15 protein-coding genes and 3 pseudogenes are annotated in these 15,073 nt (G+C 48.9%); 6 read left to right on the top strand and 12 right to left on the bottom strand.

Features of this window, described 5'->3' with window-relative positions:
• From tuf to bfr, 4 genes and pseudogenes are all read left to right on the top strand, one after another.
• Positions 1–130 (top strand): annotated as a pseudogene (gene tuf / locus ACJHWT_RS24075) (elongation factor Tu); the annotation flags it as partial.
• 291 nt (positions 131–421) lie between these two features.
• Positions 422–3,125: pseudogene (gene chiA, locus ACJHWT_RS24070) on the top strand (bifunctional chitinase/lysozyme).
• Between the two features lie 168 nt (positions 3,126–3,293).
• Positions 3,294–3,488, top strand: a complete 195-nt coding sequence (gene bfd / locus ACJHWT_RS24065; protein WP_000289085.1) for a bacterioferritin-associated ferredoxin — start codon at positions 3,294–3,296, stop codon at positions 3,486–3,488.
• 71 nt (positions 3,489–3,559) lie between these two features.
• The gene (bfr, locus tag ACJHWT_RS24060) at positions 3,560–4,036 is read left to right on the top strand and encodes a bacterioferritin (RefSeq protein WP_000675505.1); all 477 of its coding nucleotides are present in this window, start codon (positions 3,560–3,562) and stop codon (positions 4,034–4,036) included.
• Between the two features lie 28 nt (positions 4,037–4,064).
• Here bfr and gspO read toward each other — a convergent pair whose 3' ends face one another.
• The 12 genes from gspO to gspC are packed head-to-tail and all read right to left on the bottom strand — an operon-like array spanning position 4,065 to position 14,707.
• Positions 4,065–4,742 (bottom strand): prepilin peptidase GspO, encoded by a 678-nt coding sequence (gene gspO, locus ACJHWT_RS24055; RefSeq protein WP_000178169.1) that lies wholly within the window; start codon positions 4,740–4,742, stop codon positions 4,065–4,067.
• Entirely contained in the window at positions 4,742–5,203 is a 462-nt protein-coding gene (gspM, locus tag ACJHWT_RS24050) for a type II secretion system protein GspM (RefSeq protein WP_000597914.1), read from the bottom strand. Before gspM ends, gspO begins: the two co-directional genes overlap by 1 nt.
• A complete protein-coding gene (gene gspL / locus ACJHWT_RS24045; protein ID WP_001115245.1) occupies positions 5,200–6,363 on the bottom strand; it encodes a type II secretion system protein GspL in 1,164 nt (387 codons plus the stop codon). The genes gspM and gspL overlap by 4 nt, the downstream gene beginning before the upstream one ends.
• 14 nt (positions 6,364–6,377) lie before the next feature.
• Positions 6,378–7,361 carry a type II secretion system minor pseudopilin GspK gene (gene gspK, locus ACJHWT_RS24040; RefSeq protein ID WP_001058528.1) on the bottom strand — a complete coding sequence of 328 codons (984 nt, stop codon included), beginning with the start codon at positions 7,359–7,361 and terminating at the stop codon, positions 6,378–6,380.
• Positions 7,354–7,941, bottom strand: a complete 588-nt coding sequence (gene gspJ / locus ACJHWT_RS24035; protein WP_000610629.1) for a type II secretion system minor pseudopilin GspJ — start codon at positions 7,939–7,941, stop codon at positions 7,354–7,356. The genes gspK and gspJ overlap by 8 nt, the downstream gene beginning before the upstream one ends.
• On the bottom strand, positions 7,934–8,311 hold the full coding sequence (gspI, locus tag ACJHWT_RS24030) for a type II secretion system minor pseudopilin GspI (protein ID WP_001041738.1): 378 nt from the start codon (positions 8,309–8,311) through the stop codon (positions 7,934–7,936). Before gspI ends, gspJ begins: the two co-directional genes overlap by 8 nt.
• Positions 8,308–8,817: a type II secretion system minor pseudopilin GspH gene (gene gspH / locus ACJHWT_RS24025; RefSeq protein ID WP_001076031.1), complete on the bottom strand. Its 510-nt coding sequence runs from the start codon at positions 8,815–8,817 to the stop codon at positions 8,308–8,310. The genes gspI and gspH overlap by 4 nt, the downstream gene beginning before the upstream one ends.
• A 7-nt stretch (positions 8,818–8,824) precedes the next feature.
• The gene (gene gspG, locus ACJHWT_RS24020) at positions 8,825–9,262 is read right to left on the bottom strand and encodes a type II secretion system major pseudopilin GspG (protein WP_065203498.1); all 438 of its coding nucleotides are present in this window, start codon (positions 9,260–9,262) and stop codon (positions 8,825–8,827) included.
• Between the two features lie 9 nt (positions 9,263–9,271).
• Complete coding sequence (gspF, locus tag ACJHWT_RS24015) at positions 9,272–10,468, bottom strand: type II secretion system inner membrane protein GspF (protein ID WP_001109559.1); 1,197 nt, start codon at positions 10,466–10,468, stop codon at positions 9,272–9,274.
• Positions 10,465–11,946, bottom strand: a complete 1,482-nt coding sequence (gene gspE, locus ACJHWT_RS24010; RefSeq protein ID WP_001219896.1) for a type II secretion system ATPase GspE — start codon at positions 11,944–11,946, stop codon at positions 10,465–10,467. The genes gspF and gspE overlap by 4 nt, the downstream gene beginning before the upstream one ends.
• Positions 11,947–11,955: 9 nt before the next feature.
• A complete protein-coding gene (gspD, locus tag ACJHWT_RS24005; protein WP_001562179.1) occupies positions 11,956–13,908 on the bottom strand; it encodes a type II secretion system secretin GspD in 1,953 nt (650 codons plus the stop codon).
• Positions 13,892–14,707 (bottom strand): type II secretion system protein GspC, encoded by an 816-nt coding sequence (gene gspC / locus ACJHWT_RS24000; RefSeq protein ID WP_001142702.1) that lies wholly within the window; start codon positions 14,705–14,707, stop codon positions 13,892–13,894. The genes gspD and gspC overlap by 17 nt, the downstream gene beginning before the upstream one ends.
• A 179-nt stretch (positions 14,708–14,886) precedes the next feature.
• Here gspC and ACJHWT_RS23995 point away from each other — a divergent pair.
• Positions 14,887–14,964 (top strand): annotated as a pseudogene (locus ACJHWT_RS23995) (ATP-binding protein); the annotation flags it as partial.
• Positions 14,965–15,020: 56 nt separating this feature from the next.
• Positions 15,021–15,073 (top strand): IS1 family transposase (locus ACJHWT_RS23990; protein ID WP_129692851.1); only part of this gene is annotated, 53 nt, incomplete at its 3' end.

The following is a 15,073-nucleotide window of genomic DNA, read 5'->3' as shown; positions in this document are numbered from 1 at the left end:
GCCGGGCGACAACATCAAAATGGTTGTTACCCTGATCCACCCGATCGCGATGGACGACGGTCTGCGTTTCGCAATCCGTGAAGGCGGCCGTACCGTTGGCGCGGGCGTTGTTGCTAAAGTTCTGGGCTAATTACACGTTAATTAGTTTCGAATTAAAAAGGGCGCTTCGGCGCCCTTTTTGCATTTGTTGACTGCATATCTTATTCGTACTGTCAGAACGAATAAATTATTCATATTTAAAATATAAATTAAATTTAATATCTTAAATATGAATGTTTCTGTTTTTAAAATGCTTCTTTTGTCAGGCTTTTTTCTTATTTTTAATGCCGTAATTTAATTCATATTGAAGGGTTCTCGTAAAACGTAAATAATTCCTGCGTAGGACTTTTGTTTTGCAGTTTTTACGTCACAAGGGATTATAATGAAATTAAATATATTTACTAAATCTATGATTGGTATGGGGCTGGTGTGTTCCGCTCTGCCAGCATTGGCAATGGAAGTATGGAATAACCAACAAGGTGGTAATAAATATCAGGTTATTTTCGATGGCAAAATTTATGAAAATGCCTGGTGGGTTTCTTCTACAAATTGCCCGGGAAAAGCAAAAGCAAATGATGCAACTAACCCATGGCGTTTAAAGCGTACCGCGACAGCTGCTGAAATTAGTCAGTTTGGCAATACACTTTCCTGCGAAAAGAGCGGCAGCTCATCTTCTTCAAATTCAAATACGCCTGCATCCAATACGCCGGCTAATGGCGGTTCGGCTACACCAGCACAGGGCACTGTTCCGTCTAATTCTTCTGTAGTTGCCTGGAATAAACAGCAGGGCGGTCAGACCTGGTATGTCGTCTTTAATGGTGCGGTATATAAAAATGCCTGGTGGGTAGCCTCTTCTAACTGCCCGGGTGATGCGAAAGGCAATGATGCCAGCAACCCATGGCGTTATGTTCGTGCCGCTACGGCAACGGAAATCTCAGAAACCAGTAATCCACAGTCCTGTACTTCAGCACCACAGCCTGCGCCGGATGTGAAACCGGCACCGGACGTTAAACCGGCTCCTGATGTTCAGCCAGCTCCAGCTGATAAGTCAAACGACAACTATGCTGTCGTAGCCTGGAAAGGTCAGGAAGGTTCTTCTACATGGTACGTTATCTACAACGGCGGCATTTATAAGAACGCCTGGTGGGTAGGCGCGGCAAATTGCCCAGGCGATGCGAAAGAAAACGATGCCAGCAACCCATGGCGTTATGTTCGCGCGGCAACGGCAACAGAAATCAGCCAGTATGGTAATCCGGGTTCCTGTTCCGTTAAGCCGGATAATAATAGCGGTGCTGTGACTCCGGTTGATCCAACTCCGGAAACACCGGTAACTCCAGTTACTCCTACTCCGGATAATAACGAGCCATCAACACCAGCGGATAGCAGTAACGATTACTCACTGCAGGCGTGGAGTGGCCAGGAAGGTAGCGAAATTTACCATGTTATCTTCAATGGTAATGTTTATCAGAATGCCTGGTGGGTTGGTTCTGAAGATTGCCCACGTGGCACTAGTGCAGAAAACTCCAATAACCCATGGCGTCTCGTGCGTACAGCTACCGCTGCGGAAATGAGTCAGTACGGTAACCCAACTACCTGTGAAATTGATAATGGCGGCGTCATTGTTGCGGATGGTTTCCAGGCCAGCAAAGCGTACAGCGCGAACAGCATCGTAGATTATAACGATGCACATTATAAAACCTCTGTCGATCAAGACGCATGGGGCTTTGTCCCGGGCGGCGATAACCCGTGGAAGAAATACGAACCGGCGAAAGCATGGTCCGCTTCCACCGTGTACGTGAAAGGTGATCGCGTTGTTGTTGATGGGCAGGCTTATGAAGCGCTGTTCTGGACGCAAAGCGACAACCCTGCTCTGGTTGCGAACCAAAACGCCACCGGTAGCAATAGCCGCCCGTGGAAGCCGTTAGGTAAGGCTCAGAGCTATAGCAACGAAGAGCTGAATAATGCGCCGCAGTTTAATCCAGAAACGCTTTATGCCAGCGATACGCTGATTCGCTTTAACGGTGCGAACTACATTTCTCAGAGTAAAGTGCAGAAAGTTTCTCCTTCTGACAGCAACCCGTGGCGTGTTTTTGTTGACTGGACCGGAACCAAAGAACGTGTAGGTACGCACGAAGAAAGCGTGGCCGAAACACGTTTATGCACCGTATGTTGACTTTACGCTGAATACGATCCCGGATCTGGCTGCGCTGGCTAAGAATCATAACGTCAACCACTTCACGCTGGCGTTTGTGGTGAGTAAAGATGCGAACACCTGTCTGCCGACATGGGGTACCGCTTACGGTATGCAGAATTACGCTCAGTACAGCAAAATCAAAGCTCTGCGTGAGGCTGGCGGCGATGTGATGCTGTCTATCGGTGGTGCTAACAACGCTCCGCTGGCTGCTTCCTGTAAGAACGTAGACGATCTGATGCAGCATTATTATGACATCGTTGATAACCTGAACCTCAGAGTCCTGGACTTCGATATCGAAGGCACCTGGGTTGCGGATCAGGCATCTATTGAACGTCGTAACCTTGCTGTGAAGAAAGTGCAGGATAAATGGAAGTCAGAGGGCAAAGATATTGCTATCTGGTACACCTTGCCAATTCTGCCGACTGGCCTGACGCCGGAAGGGATGAATGTCCTGAGCGATGCCAAAGCGAAAGGTGTTGAGCTGGCGGGTGTGAACGTGATGACAATGGACTACGGTAACGCGATTTGTCAGTCTGCAAATACCGAAGGCCAGAACATTCACGGTAAGTGTGCAACGTCTGCGATTGCCAACCTGCATTCACAATTGAAAGGCCTCCATCCCAATAAGAGCGATGCAGAAATTGACGCTATGATGGGTACCACGCCGATGGTTGGCGTGAACGACGTTCAGGGCGAGGTGTTCTATCTCTCTGATGCTCGTCTGGTCATGCAGGATGCGCAGAAGCGTAATCTCGGTATGGTTGGTATCTGGTCAATCGCGCGCGACCTGCCAGGCGGCACTAACCTGTCTCCGGAATTCCACGGCCTGACTAAAGAACAGGCACCGAAGTACGCATTTAGCGAAATCTTCGCGCCGTTTACTAAGCAATAAATGTGTTGGCGATACCTTCCGGTATCGCCGCATTTTTTGTCAATGGGCTACTTTTGGTAGCCCATTATTTTTATTCATATTTCTATTCTTTGCTTAAAAAAGAGTCTTTCCGTAATTGAAATAAGAACTATTTTCATTTATTTTTGAAGAAAGTATACGGGAGTCTCTATGTACGTTTGTCTTTGTAATGGTATCAGCGATAAAAAAATTCGTCAGGCTGTGCGCCAGTTTTCCCCTCACTCGTTCCAGCAATTAAAAAAATTTATTCCGGTCGGCAATCAGTGCGGTAAATGTGTCCGGGCCGCGCGTGAAGTGATGGAGGATGAATTAATGCAGTTGCCGGAGTTTAAGGAGTCCGCATAAACGGAGTGTGTTTTTTGACTTACTCGTAAGCCGTTCTACGCTTCAAAGAGTGGAAGCGAAGGAGTCAAAAAATGAAAGGTGATACTAAGGTTATAAATTATCTCAACAAACTGTTGGGAAATGAGCTTGTCGCAATCAATCAGTACTTTCTCCATGCCCGGATGTTTAAAAACTGGGGTCTCAAACGTCTCAATGATGTGGAGTATCATGAATCCATTGATGAGATGAAACACGCCGATCGTTATATTGAGCGCATTCTTTTTCTGGAAGGTCTTCCAAATTTACAGGACCTGGGCAAACTGAACATTGGTGAGGATGTTGAGGAAATGCTGCGTTCTGATCTGGCACTTGAGCTGGATGGCGCGAAGAATTTGCGTGAGGCAATTGGTTATGCCGATAGCGTTCATGATTACGTCAGCCGCGATATGATGATAGAAATTTTGCGTGATGAAGAAGGCCATATCGACTGGCTGGAAACGGAACTTGATCTGATTCAGAAGATGGGCCTGCAAAATTATCTGCAAGCACAGATCCGCGAAGAAAGTTGAGCCGTGTCGGGAGGGAGAACCCTCCCGGTTAATACGAGATCCAGGCCAGATACCCCAGGTTTATCATGCTGCCGAGCGCAAGCCACGGGCCGAATGCGATAGTGGTTATAGTCCGGCGTTGCAGAAGTTGTGAAACGATGGCGTAACCAATGCCACCCAGTGAGGCAATTAGCAGTATCATTGGCAACGTTTGCCAGCCACACCACGCGCCTGCAGCGGCCAGTAGCTTGAAATCACCGTAGCCCAATCCCTCTTTGTGACAAACTAACCAGACGCCCCAGTAAACACACCACAGCACCCCATAGCCAGCTACCGCGCCGTAAACCGCATCATGTAAATCAATTAATCCAGACTGCGCATTAAATACCAAGCCAAGCCAGAGCAGCGGTAAGGTGAGTTTGTCGGGCAGGAGCTGAGTGCGAAAATCAATAACACTGAGCGTGAGTGCGAAACAGAAATAGAGAAAGAGTGCGCCAGTCACGATGGGCGTGAAAGGTGCCAGGGCGCAGGCGATAGCAGCAGCAACGCAAAGTATCAGGGGCACTGTATCATGCCAGGCATATTTTTTTTGCCTGAAATGAACCAATACCTGGCGAAACGTTAACGCCGTTTTATCCTCCAACGGCGAGAGGTGATAGGCCATGGCATTAACAAAATAACCTGCAATAAAACCAACCAGAATGAAGAGCGGCAGTAGCATTGTCATTATGGTTGCTCCCTGAAGGACAAATGCTTGAGGGTGATCTGTTCGTTTCCGGCAAGAGTAAACTGAAGGTCTTCAATAACAATACCGTATGTAATCTGTGCCGTAGTGAGCCAGCGGGAGACGTTTTCGAGGGGAGCTGTGACAGGATGAATTGTCAGAGTATTGTCCGGACCGTTTTCCAGCGTGATAGCCAAATTCTCACGTTTTGCTTCCTCGAGAAGGATATTTTTGATGGGCTGCGTAAGCGCAGGATGACCGAGTAAACCATGGGTGCTCGCTTGATCCTGCATCCATTTGATGTCCTTCTTAATTTTTTGCGCGTGGGACTGATGCTCTGCAATGTAGGTATCTATCGGTTTTATCACCCCAAGCCAACAAAAAACGCCGAGCGAGAGAACCGCCAGCGCCGCAACGAGCTGTTTTTCCGATGTGGATTTTTCTGCCCACCATGATTTAATCATTTCCCTGAGCTCCTTACTGTCCATACACCACTGACCGGATCTTTTTCTGTTTTTTGCATCGGAAGCCAGGACTGTGTTAATTCACAGAAACGATCGATATTGGCTTCACTCTTAGCACTCATTTTTAAGGTCAGCGACTTTTGCTTCTGGCTATAGTTCGCCTCCATTAACTGCAGTTCAGGGTGTTCCAGCAGAAGTGTTTGTAAATGATAGAGCAAAGGCACAGCTTCAGGATATTGCTGAGCGAGTTGCTGCTTAAAGTAAAAACGAAAGTTGTGGGTGCGTTTGATCTGCGGGAAATAACGTTGCCAGGTTTCTTGCTGTTGATGCTGAAGTTGATCTTCAATCTTAAGCGTTTGCCAGAGCGCGATGCCCCGGCTGCCAACAAAAGAAAGAATGGCGAGAACGAGACAGCTTACTGCCAGGCGGGCGAGCCATTTTCCCGATTTGCTTACAGTTTTCTGTTTACGAAAAACACCATGCAGCATGTCATAGCGCTGGAATGCAATATCGGCAGAATACAAACTCAGTGATGGTATTTCAGGATGCTGGATAAGTGGATTGGTCGCTGCAACGCCGTGAGGTGCCACACCATAACAAAGCATATTCTCAGGCGGAAACTGGGCAGCAAGATGCTGTAACCAGTGTTCATCCAGTTCATTGAAGGCATGTGCGGCACTGCGAATAAGCCAGCTTGTTTGCTGGTTAACCAGAGTCCAGCTATCTACTTCCCAGGGAAGATAGCAGCCATCTGGCAAAACCCGCGTCACGTTGAGTCCGGCAGTATGTAAACGCTCAAGATAGCGACTGAGTTTCTCCGACTGAATGCCTATCACCTCGACACTTTCGTTTTGTTTATCGACAACCGTCCAGTGCCAGTCCTGGGTGTTGTCGGGTAACGTCTCCTCTGCCAGCCATTGCAATGTTTGTGCGGTGAGTTTGTATTTGGCGTTGGGCAGCGTGAGGGAACGATATAAAAGGCCCTCTGGTGGGATCAAAAGATGAACATTTCCGGCACCGGGCTGATCGGCCAGCGACTCCAGCGGAAGATCGTCCGTGGGCGTATGTACCGAAGATACGCTATCTGCGGAGAACGTCATCCATTCCCAATGCTTACGCAGCGTCGAGGAAGAACGTATGACCATCAACGATTCAGGCATCACGATCCTTATGATTAGTAGAGTTGCAGCGTACGCCGATAGATTTGGGCGCTCTGCTGTTTACGGTTGAAGAAAATATGGCTTTGCCATCCTTGGGATTGTTCGTCGCTGATACTTTCCGTACTCAGCGTAAAATAGCGGCTATAGGGAAAGAGATGCCCTTTCACCTGAGCTACCAGAGGCTTCACGCCGGAGAAATCCTGCTGCGCCCAGTAAAGAAATGCATCCGTGGTTAGCCAGCCTTCCCTGGGCCTTTTTTGTAATAAGACCCGAGCGTCAGCATCCGTGATGTTATTGAGGAATAACGCTCTGAAGAGCGGAATATCGTTCTCCGTAAGCATATTAAGATTGATGCTAAGTTCCGTGGTTGGGAGAACGCAGACATACGGGATAAGCCGCTGATAGATGTTTTCGGTTATGCCTTTTATCTGACGCAATTCGCCGGTCAGAAAAAGCATCTGATTGGCACTATGCCGGGGCGGCGTCTGGCTTTGGTAAAAGTTATCTTCTGCGCCGTGAAAGCGTGGTGAGTCATCGACATCAATATAGTCAGCAATTGATTGCACGATCTCATCGGTGTTTCCGCGATCGATACCGGCGTTAATCAGCAGCGCACTGAATACCTGGGCGGGGAAATCGGGGGAAGCCAGCGGATCGTCAGAGATTTTTGCTAACGCATTGAGATTAAAACAGTGCTGGGCATCGCGTAACTGCCACTTCACTGTATTGCCATCTTCCAGCTGCAACTGTTGCGGCTGTGCCCAGTACTGCTGCAACGTGGTCTGTCTGTCGTTATCTTTAACGTCCTGGGTGAGGCTGGCAAGCGCAAGTTTCTCCGCCAGTTCAATATCATATTGCCGTTGCAGATGATGGTTTACCTGGCGGGTTCGCTGAAGCTGGCCGTGAAAACTGCTCGTCATGTCTGCTGCCAGTGCAGCCATGAGCGCCAGTAGCATCAATACAATGAGCAGCGCGACGCCGCGTTGTTCATTATTCATGGTTATTATTCCCGGCCTGAGTCTGGGCTGGCGACTCTTCTCTTGCTAATTGCTCAGGTAATGCAAAACGACGCTGTAGTGCCCCATATTGCTGAGTCTTCAGATGTAGCGTGACTGAGAGAGGATGTTCTTTGCTTTCCCCGCTGTTACTTTCCAGAAGAAAGCTCTCGACATGTTCCAGCATCGCCTGGGCAGGTTGATCCTTCCTGCCATCCACAGAAGTACGAACAGCACGGTAAAGCGTATGATTTCGCAGATACCAGTGAACCGTTTGTAAGGTTTGCGCTTCATTGAGCGGGGCCTGCGGATCGCGACTTTGCGTGGTAAAAATAGCCTCTTCACCCAACACCATGATTTTATCCGTACTCCGATTTCGGCGAGCGACCAGTTGCAGGAGATCGTTATCAAGAATGGTGATGGTGCGTTGCAGTTGATTGAACTGCTGGATTTCTTTCTGTGAGCGTTGATGTAGCGTAGACGCTTGCGAAAAAACCATAAACGCCAGCACGCCAAGCATTGAGAAGATCGCCAGTGCCGCCATGACTTCCAGCAATGTGAAACCCTGTTGGCGATTAATCATCTTGCGCCTGCCCGGATCTATCATGGATGCTCTGATAACGAGTCAGAGCGGTTTTCTGACCGTTGGGTAACGTCACCGTTATGGTGCGTTCCAGAAGCGTGCCGTCTTTGCTTGAATGGACATCGCTGCGCCAGTTCCACTCTTCGCCATTAATTATCTCTTTGCCTGAACTGGACGTGTTTTCATCGTTGAATGTATCTTGCGACTTAAGCTGGTTATCTGCGATCCACAGCGCCAGCGTCTCATTACGCATCCGCTCGATGGCATTTCGTTGCCCTTGCATGCTGCTCATTAAAGCCAGCGCAACAGTGGCGAAAATACTCATCGCCAGTAAGACTTCAAGCAGTGTCATCCCTGATTGTTTGTTCATGGGCGGGTATCTCTGGCGAGCGTTTGATCCAGGGGCCATGATCCTGAACAGACTAACGTCAGGAGCGGCTCACCGGTCCCTGCGTTAGCCATCAACAAAGAGAAGGGCGTGATTTGTCCGTCGGCCAGAATCACCACCTGCGGTTGGTTGCTGTCATCAGGTTTAAATGGCTGAAGATGAATTGAGAGTTCTTCATCCCAGTCATTTTTGCTCTCGTCTGCGGCATCTTCTTGTAATGGAACCCAGCGCCAGGCTGATGGTGTTTTGCCCGGTACCATAATGCGCCATGCTGAATCAGAGAAATGGATACCGACAGGCTGACCACTGAGCGTAGCGCGGTCGATGGCTAATTCAAGTGCAGCGGTAAACCGCGCCGCTGTTTCGCGCGCACGAGTGTTGGCGGCATCCTCCCGACCATATGTGAAGAGCACCACACTTGCCGTGATAGCGACCAGCGCCAGCACCAGCATCATCTCCAGCAGGGTAAACCCGCGTTGCTGATTCATCGCTGACTTACTTTTTCTTCTTGCTCAAACCCCAGTTGGTGATGTCGTCCTCGGTTCCCATTTCACCATCGGGCCCTGCTGAAAGCAGATCGTATGCACCATGTTCACCAGGATTAACGAGGACATAATCATTGCCCCAGGGAGCGGCAGGCAGACGCTTGATATAACCTTCCTTGTTATAGTTTGCGGCCAGCGGTGGCAGTGTCGGCGCTTCGACTAAGGATTCAAGTCCCTGATTTGTGGTTGGATAGCGATGATTGTCGAGCTTGTACATATCCAGGGCGTTTTCCAGCGCCACAATATCGCTGACGGCTTTTTGTTTATCCGCCTTTTCTTTATTGCCCATCAGGTTGGGAACCACCAGGCTGGCAAGTACGCCAATGATGACGATCACCACCATAATTTCCAGTAATGTAAAACCGCGTTGCTTATCCGTTGCGCGCATATACTTTCCTTAATTAATCATTGAGTTAAGTTGAAGAAGAGGTTGGAGTACCGAGACGACAATAAACAGGACGATCAGTGCCATCGTAATAATGAGTGCTGGCTCGAAGATGGAGAGCGTTAAGGCGATCCGATTTTGTTGGAGTGTCTCCTGGTTATCTGCTGCTCTGACCATTAACGTGCCGAGCTGCCCGCTTTTTTCGCCAGAGGCCACCATGTAGAGCATCATCGGCGGGAAGATTGCCGTTTGTTCCAGCGAAAGATGAATGCTGTTACCCTGCCGAACGTTTTCTGCCGCATTTGCCAGACGCTTGCGGATTTCGAGGTTGCTGAGACTTTCGGTGGACAAATTCATCCCATCCAGCAGAGGGACGCCGCTGGATTGCAAAATACTTAAAGTGCGGAGATAGCGTGCGCTGTTAATGGCGCAAATCAGCGGGCCGATGAGTGCAACGCGCAGCAACATGGCATGAAAACGGTGGCGGTTATTGCCGCGTTTTAACCAGAGCCAGAAACCTACAGCGACAATAAACACTGTCGCTAGTAATGTCGGGCCGGTATGTTGCAACGTGTCGCTCAGACCTAAAAGAATGCGTGTACTCAGCGGCAGTTGCTGCTTCATATGCACGAACTGTTCGGTAATTTTGGGCACGACAGCAGTGAGGAGAATAATCACGACCACAATCGCCACCGCAGTCAGCATGCAGGGGTAGATCAGCGACTGAATGAGTTTGCTGCGGATTTTCTGCCGATTTTCATTGTAATCAGCCAGTTTTTCCAACACCGGGGCCAGCAGCCCGCTCTTTTCGCCCGCTTTAACCAGGGTACGGTAGAGCGAATCGAAAAGCGTGGGAAAATGTTGTAACGCATCGGAAAGGGGATGCCCTTCAAGGATGGCGCTGCGTACCTGATTTAACACATCAGCCAGTCGTTTATTACTGCTTTGTTGACCGATTACGGCAAGGCTCTCTTCCAGAGGTAATGCCGCTGCGCTTAAGGTTGCCAACTGCCGGGTGAAAAGCGTCAGTTCACTATGGCTGATCCTCGGGCGACGTGTTTTTACTCCCGAACTTTTTTGGGGGCGAATATCCAGCAGGAAAAGCCCTTCTTCACGCAGCCGCAGTCGTGCCTGACGTTCATCGTTAGCATCAATGATCCCCTGCAATTTTTGACCATCCTGGGTCATGGCGCGATAGCGATAATTCATGCTTCGTTCTCCAGCGTGGCACTGGCGACGCGCATAACCTCATCCCAGGAGGTGTCACCGCTTATCACTTTTTGCAGGCCATTTTTGATTAAGGCATTGTGTTGTTGCCGGACCAGTCGCTCCAGTGCTTGTTCATCCACATTTTCATGAATAGCGGCCCGTAATTCCGGCGTCACCACCATCATTTCGTGGATCGCCATGCGCCCCTGATAGCCGGATTGATGGCAATGAGGGCAGCCTACGGGAGTGCCAATTGTTGTCACCGCGAGCTGATGATATTTAAACATCTGCGCTTGTTGGGGTGATACGGGCGTGAATTGTCGGCATTGCGGACACAGGCGACGAACCAGACGTTGCGCGATAATCCCTGCCAGGGAAGACGAAAGCAGGAATGATTCGACGCCCATGTCGCGGAGCCGGGTCACTGCGCCTGATGCACTGTTAGTGTGGAGTGTTGAGAGTACCAGATGGCCGGTGAGCGAGGCCTGAACCGCAATCTGCGCGGTTTCTGTATCACGAATTTCCCCCACCATGACGACATCCGGGTCCTGGCGAAGTATGGCGCGCAGGCCGCGAGCGAAAGACATATCCACACGGGTATTCACCTGCGTTTGCCCAATGCCTTCCAGCTCATATTCCACGGGATCTTCTACCGTCAGAATATTGCGGCCGGGAGTATTCAGCGCCGAAAGGATGGCGTAGAGCGTGGTGCTTTTACCGGAGCCTGTCGGTCCGGTCACCAGGATAATACCGTGTGGAAGCTGGATGAGATTTTCTAAATCCTGTTTATCCGCTGCCGTCATCCCCAGGTTGTTCAATGAAAGCTGGAGGCTGTTTTTATCCAGCAGACGGAGCACGGCGCGTTCACCATAGATGGACGGCAGTGTGGATACGCGGACATCTATGTTACGTCGCCCGATACGCAAACTAATACGTCCATCCTGTGGAATACGTTTTTCGGCGATATCAAGACGAGCCATGACCTTAATTCGGGAGATAAGCAGTGCCGCCAGTTTTTTGTTTGGCTGTAAAATTGTCCGCAAAACGCCGTCGATGCGAAAACGGATCGACATTGTTTTTTCATAGGTTTCAATGTGGATATCGGAGGCGGTTTCTTTGATGGCCTCACTCAAAATCGCATTGATCAAGCGGATAACCGGTGCCGCTGAATCTTCATTCAGGAGATCTTCATTTGCGGGCATCTCTTCCGAAAGCGAGAGAAGATCGACGGATTGATCGATATCCTGCGCAATCTGTTGCGACTCACCGGTATTCTGATGGAACACCGCTTCCAGCCGGGCTTCAAAATCAGCCTGTGACAAGCTGGTCATGGTCTGGCACTGGCCAACCTGACGTTGAATATCGAGTAACCGTTCGAATGGCGTATCGGCGAGATAAATAATCTCGCCCTCTGAATAGAGATAACCAATTCGTTGTGCCAGCGCCCAACTGGCGGGGTACGGTGAGTGAATTCTCATAAGAATGCCTTACCGTGCCGAGGGCGCAGGGGTATGGCTGTTGAACGTGTTCTCATCCAGCACCGGCAAATCTTCCGAGCCAACCAGCGCTTTTGATTTCCCGTCGATTCGCTGTTGTTGCTCCTGACGGTAGCGGGTGTATTTCTCTTTTGACAGTGAGCGATAAACATCATCGTCACGGATAATCGTTGGGCGGATAAATACCATCAGGTTGCGTTTAGCGCGCTCGGTCGAAGTATAGCGGAAGAGTTGCCCCACTAAAGGAATATCGCCAAGCAGAGGAACCTTTGACACTTGCTCTTTAGAAAAATCATCCAGCAATCCGCCCAGGACCACCGTTTCACCGGTTTTGACCAGCACGGCATTTTGAATAGTTCGGGTGTTAAATGTCGGGCCGAGCGTCGAATTAGACGAAGAGTCAACGCTGGAAACCTCCTGCTCTATTTCGAGCAGTACCGCGTCGCCTTCATTGACCTGCGGAGTGACTTTGAGTTTTGTGCCCACCGTTTTGCGTTCGACAGTATTAAAGACGTTATCCCCAGAAGTGGTCTGAGAGCCAGATAGCACCGGCACATCCTGACCAACGTTGAAGGACGCGAGTTTATTATCCAGCGTTACGATGCTCGGGGTGGCGAGGATGTCATTTTTATTGTTACTGGCCAGCGCAGTCAACAATACGCCCCAGTCGCCATTGAAAAAGCCTGCGGCCATGCCATTGTAGGCGCTAAACATATCCCAGGCAGGATTCGCGCTGGTGATCCCACCATTCTTTTTATAATCAGCCACACCTTGCGCAGCGTTAAAAATCGGTAATCCGGTATTGGTAAATTGCTGTGCTCCAACGTTTTTATTCGCCCATTGCACGCCGAGGTTAAGTCCATTTCCATCCTGAACTTCAACGATGATTGCCTCAACCAGCACCTGTGCACGGCGAATGTCCAGACGCGCAATTACCGTGGCGAGTTTTTCCTGGACGGACTGGTCAGCGGTAATGACCAGAGAGTTAGTCTGTTCATCGGCGGTAATGGCGACGTTATCCATCGCGCCAGAAGAGGAGGGCTTACGCTCATTCCCTTTTTCATCTTTCAGCTTTTCGGAAACACCGGTTAGCACTTCCACCAGATTCGTGGCTTTAGCATATTTCAGGTAATAAACCCGAGTATTTCCTTCCTCGCTCTCTTCTACATCAAGGCTTTTCAGTAATGAAGTGATGCGCTGGCGTGCTTTTTCCGGCCCGCTGATGATAAGAGAGTTGGTTCGCTTATCCGCCACAATCTTCGCGGAAAGGAGGGCAGGCATCTGGCTTTTACCGTGGCTTTCGCTGATTAATTGATTCAAAATTTCGGCGAGATCTTCCGCTGACGCATATTCCAGATGAATAATTTGCTGCTTCTCTGTGCCGATGACATCAACGCGCTTTATGACTTCAATCAGTTTATTAATGGTGGAGGCACGACCGGTCAGAATAAGAACGTTGGAGGGTTCATAATGCACAACATTACCGACGCTACCCGCATCCATCATCTGGCGGAGCAGGGGAGCCAGGTCACGAGCAGGAACGTTCTCAAGCGGTACGATTCGGGTGACCAACTCATCACCTACGCCTGGACGAGAACTGTCAGCAATCATCCCTGGCGATGTTTTTACATTAGCTGAGCGCACCACTTTCAGAAAACCATTGTCCAGCGTGATCACGGAATAACCGTAAAGATCAAGAATACTTAAAAAGAACTGGTAGTACTCCTGTTGGCTAAACGTATCATTACTGCGTACGGAAATGGTTCCCTGTACCGAAGGGTCGATCAGGATCGTTTTGCCAAGATGCTGACCCACTATTTCCACGAACTGGCGGATATCGGCGTTATTGAAGTTAGCGCCGTATTGTTCGTTCTCAGCGTGCCCTGCACAAGGCATGAGTAGTGCTGCCAGCAAGCAGCAGGTGATTTTATTGAGTCCTTTCATGACGCTGTCCATTCATTCCTGTAAGTTCCGCGACGGAAACATTTATCAAGCGGGGTACGCCGTTGCGACGAATTGTAAACTGAGCACTTTGTTGAGTTAGCAGTAAACTTAATGCCTGTGAAACCTCATCAGGGTGGGTCAGCGAAAGATTATTGATCCTGAGGGCGATATCCCCTGGTTGTAGCAAGCTGGTAGTAAATGCATTGAGGCCCTTACGAGGGTTCAATCGAAGCCCGTATATCTGTTCTCCATCACGTATCGGCGTGGCGATAATATAATCAGCGAGTACATTTTGACTTTCTGAATCAGGCTGCTTGATGATGTCAGGTAGCCCTGGATGGAGAGTTACTTTTTCGTAATGCCCGTGAGTTTCAAACACAACGCTGGTTTTATTTATTTTTCTAATAAACGTTCCCGGCGCTGACTCAAGGGCTTCGTTGAGGGAGTATCGCTTTTGTTCGCTCCCCTCATTAATTAAGACAAAAGAAGTCTCATCATTCGATGTGAGTACAATGCCATTAAGCGCTATAGAGAGCTTAGGTGTTTCCTGATTAACTGCCACGGGATTTGCATCTTTTACCCCAGCATGATTTTCGTTACGCCATAAAGCGGCAAGGCTGAACTCAGACTGAAATGCGTTTGTTGGTTGATTAATGATCTGTCCATTTTTAACTATAGTTGTATGGAAATAATTCACATTAAAAATAATCAACCCTATGCTTATAAATATAATCAATATATTGATGGCAGCATCTTTATTATGATTCGCCAGATGGAAGGGGAAGCGTAGTGTGGGCACGATGTATGTTCTAATAAAATAGATTGGGTGGGTTGTATATTGACGTTAGTATAAATAGTATTAATGCCGCTTGCATGAATCAAGCAAAATTTATTTATATTAGTAATATGTATTTAATTAATAAATGCATACATTATTTTTATGATTAAGGATAATCAATAATTAAAACAGGAAGTTCTATGTCTACGAGAAGAGAAGTTATTCTTTCCTGGTTGCGTGAGAAACGTCAGACCTGGCGTCTGTGCTATTTGTTGGGTGGGTGATGCTGCCAACTTACTGATTTAGTGTATGATGGTGTTTTTGAGGTGCTCCAGTGGCTTCTGTTTCTATCAGCTGTCCCTCCTGTTCAGCTACTGACGGGGTGGT

The organism is Escherichia sp. WS338, assembly GCF_046486405.1.
Classification (GTDB): Bacteria; Pseudomonadota; Gammaproteobacteria; order Enterobacterales; family Enterobacteriaceae; genus Escherichia; species Escherichia coli.
The sequence above is the reverse complement of the archived record's forward strand: the minus strand, read 5'-3'. Positions and strand labels throughout refer to the sequence as shown.

Bases quoted from the DNA above. Each gene is read 5' to 3' on its own strand.
- bfd (WP_000289085.1), top strand. From the start codon at position 3,294: ATGTACGTTTGTCTTTGTAATGGTATCAGCGATAAAAAAATTCGTCAG.
- bfr (WP_000675505.1), top strand. From the start codon at position 3,560: ATGAAAGGTGATACTAAGGTTATAAATTATCTCAACAAACTGTTGGGA.
- gspO (WP_000178169.1), bottom strand. From the start codon at position 4,742: ATGACAATGCTACTGCCGCTCTTCATTCTGGTTGGTTTTATTGCAGGT.
- gspM (WP_000597914.1), bottom strand. From the start codon at position 5,203: ATGATTAAATCATGGTGGGCAGAAAAATCCACATCGGAAAAACAGCTC.
- gspL (WP_001115245.1), bottom strand. From the start codon at position 6,363: ATGCCTGAATCGTTGATGGTCATACGTTCTTCCTCGACGCTGCGTAAG.
- gspK (WP_001058528.1), bottom strand. From the start codon at position 7,361: ATGAATAATGAACAACGCGGCGTCGCGCTGCTCATTGTATTGATGCTA.
- gspJ (WP_000610629.1), bottom strand. From the start codon at position 7,941: ATGATTAATCGCCAACAGGGTTTCACATTGCTGGAAGTCATGGCGGCA.
- gspI (WP_001041738.1), bottom strand. From the start codon at position 8,311: ATGAACAAACAATCAGGGATGACACTGCTTGAAGTCTTACTGGCGATG.
- gspH (WP_001076031.1), bottom strand. From the start codon at position 8,817: ATGAATCAGCAACGCGGGTTTACCCTGCTGGAGATGATGCTGGTGCTG.
- gspG (WP_065203498.1), bottom strand. From the start codon at position 9,262: ATGCGCGCAACGGATAAGCAACGCGGTTTTACATTACTGGAAATTATG.
- gspF (WP_001109559.1), bottom strand. From the start codon at position 10,468: ATGAATTATCGCTATCGCGCCATGACCCAGGATGGTCAAAAATTGCAG.
- gspE (WP_001219896.1), bottom strand. From the start codon at position 11,946: ATGAGAATTCACTCACCGTACCCCGCCAGTTGGGCGCTGGCACAACGA.
- gspD (WP_001562179.1), bottom strand. From the start codon at position 13,908: ATGAAAGGACTCAATAAAATCACCTGCTGCTTGCTGGCAGCACTACTC.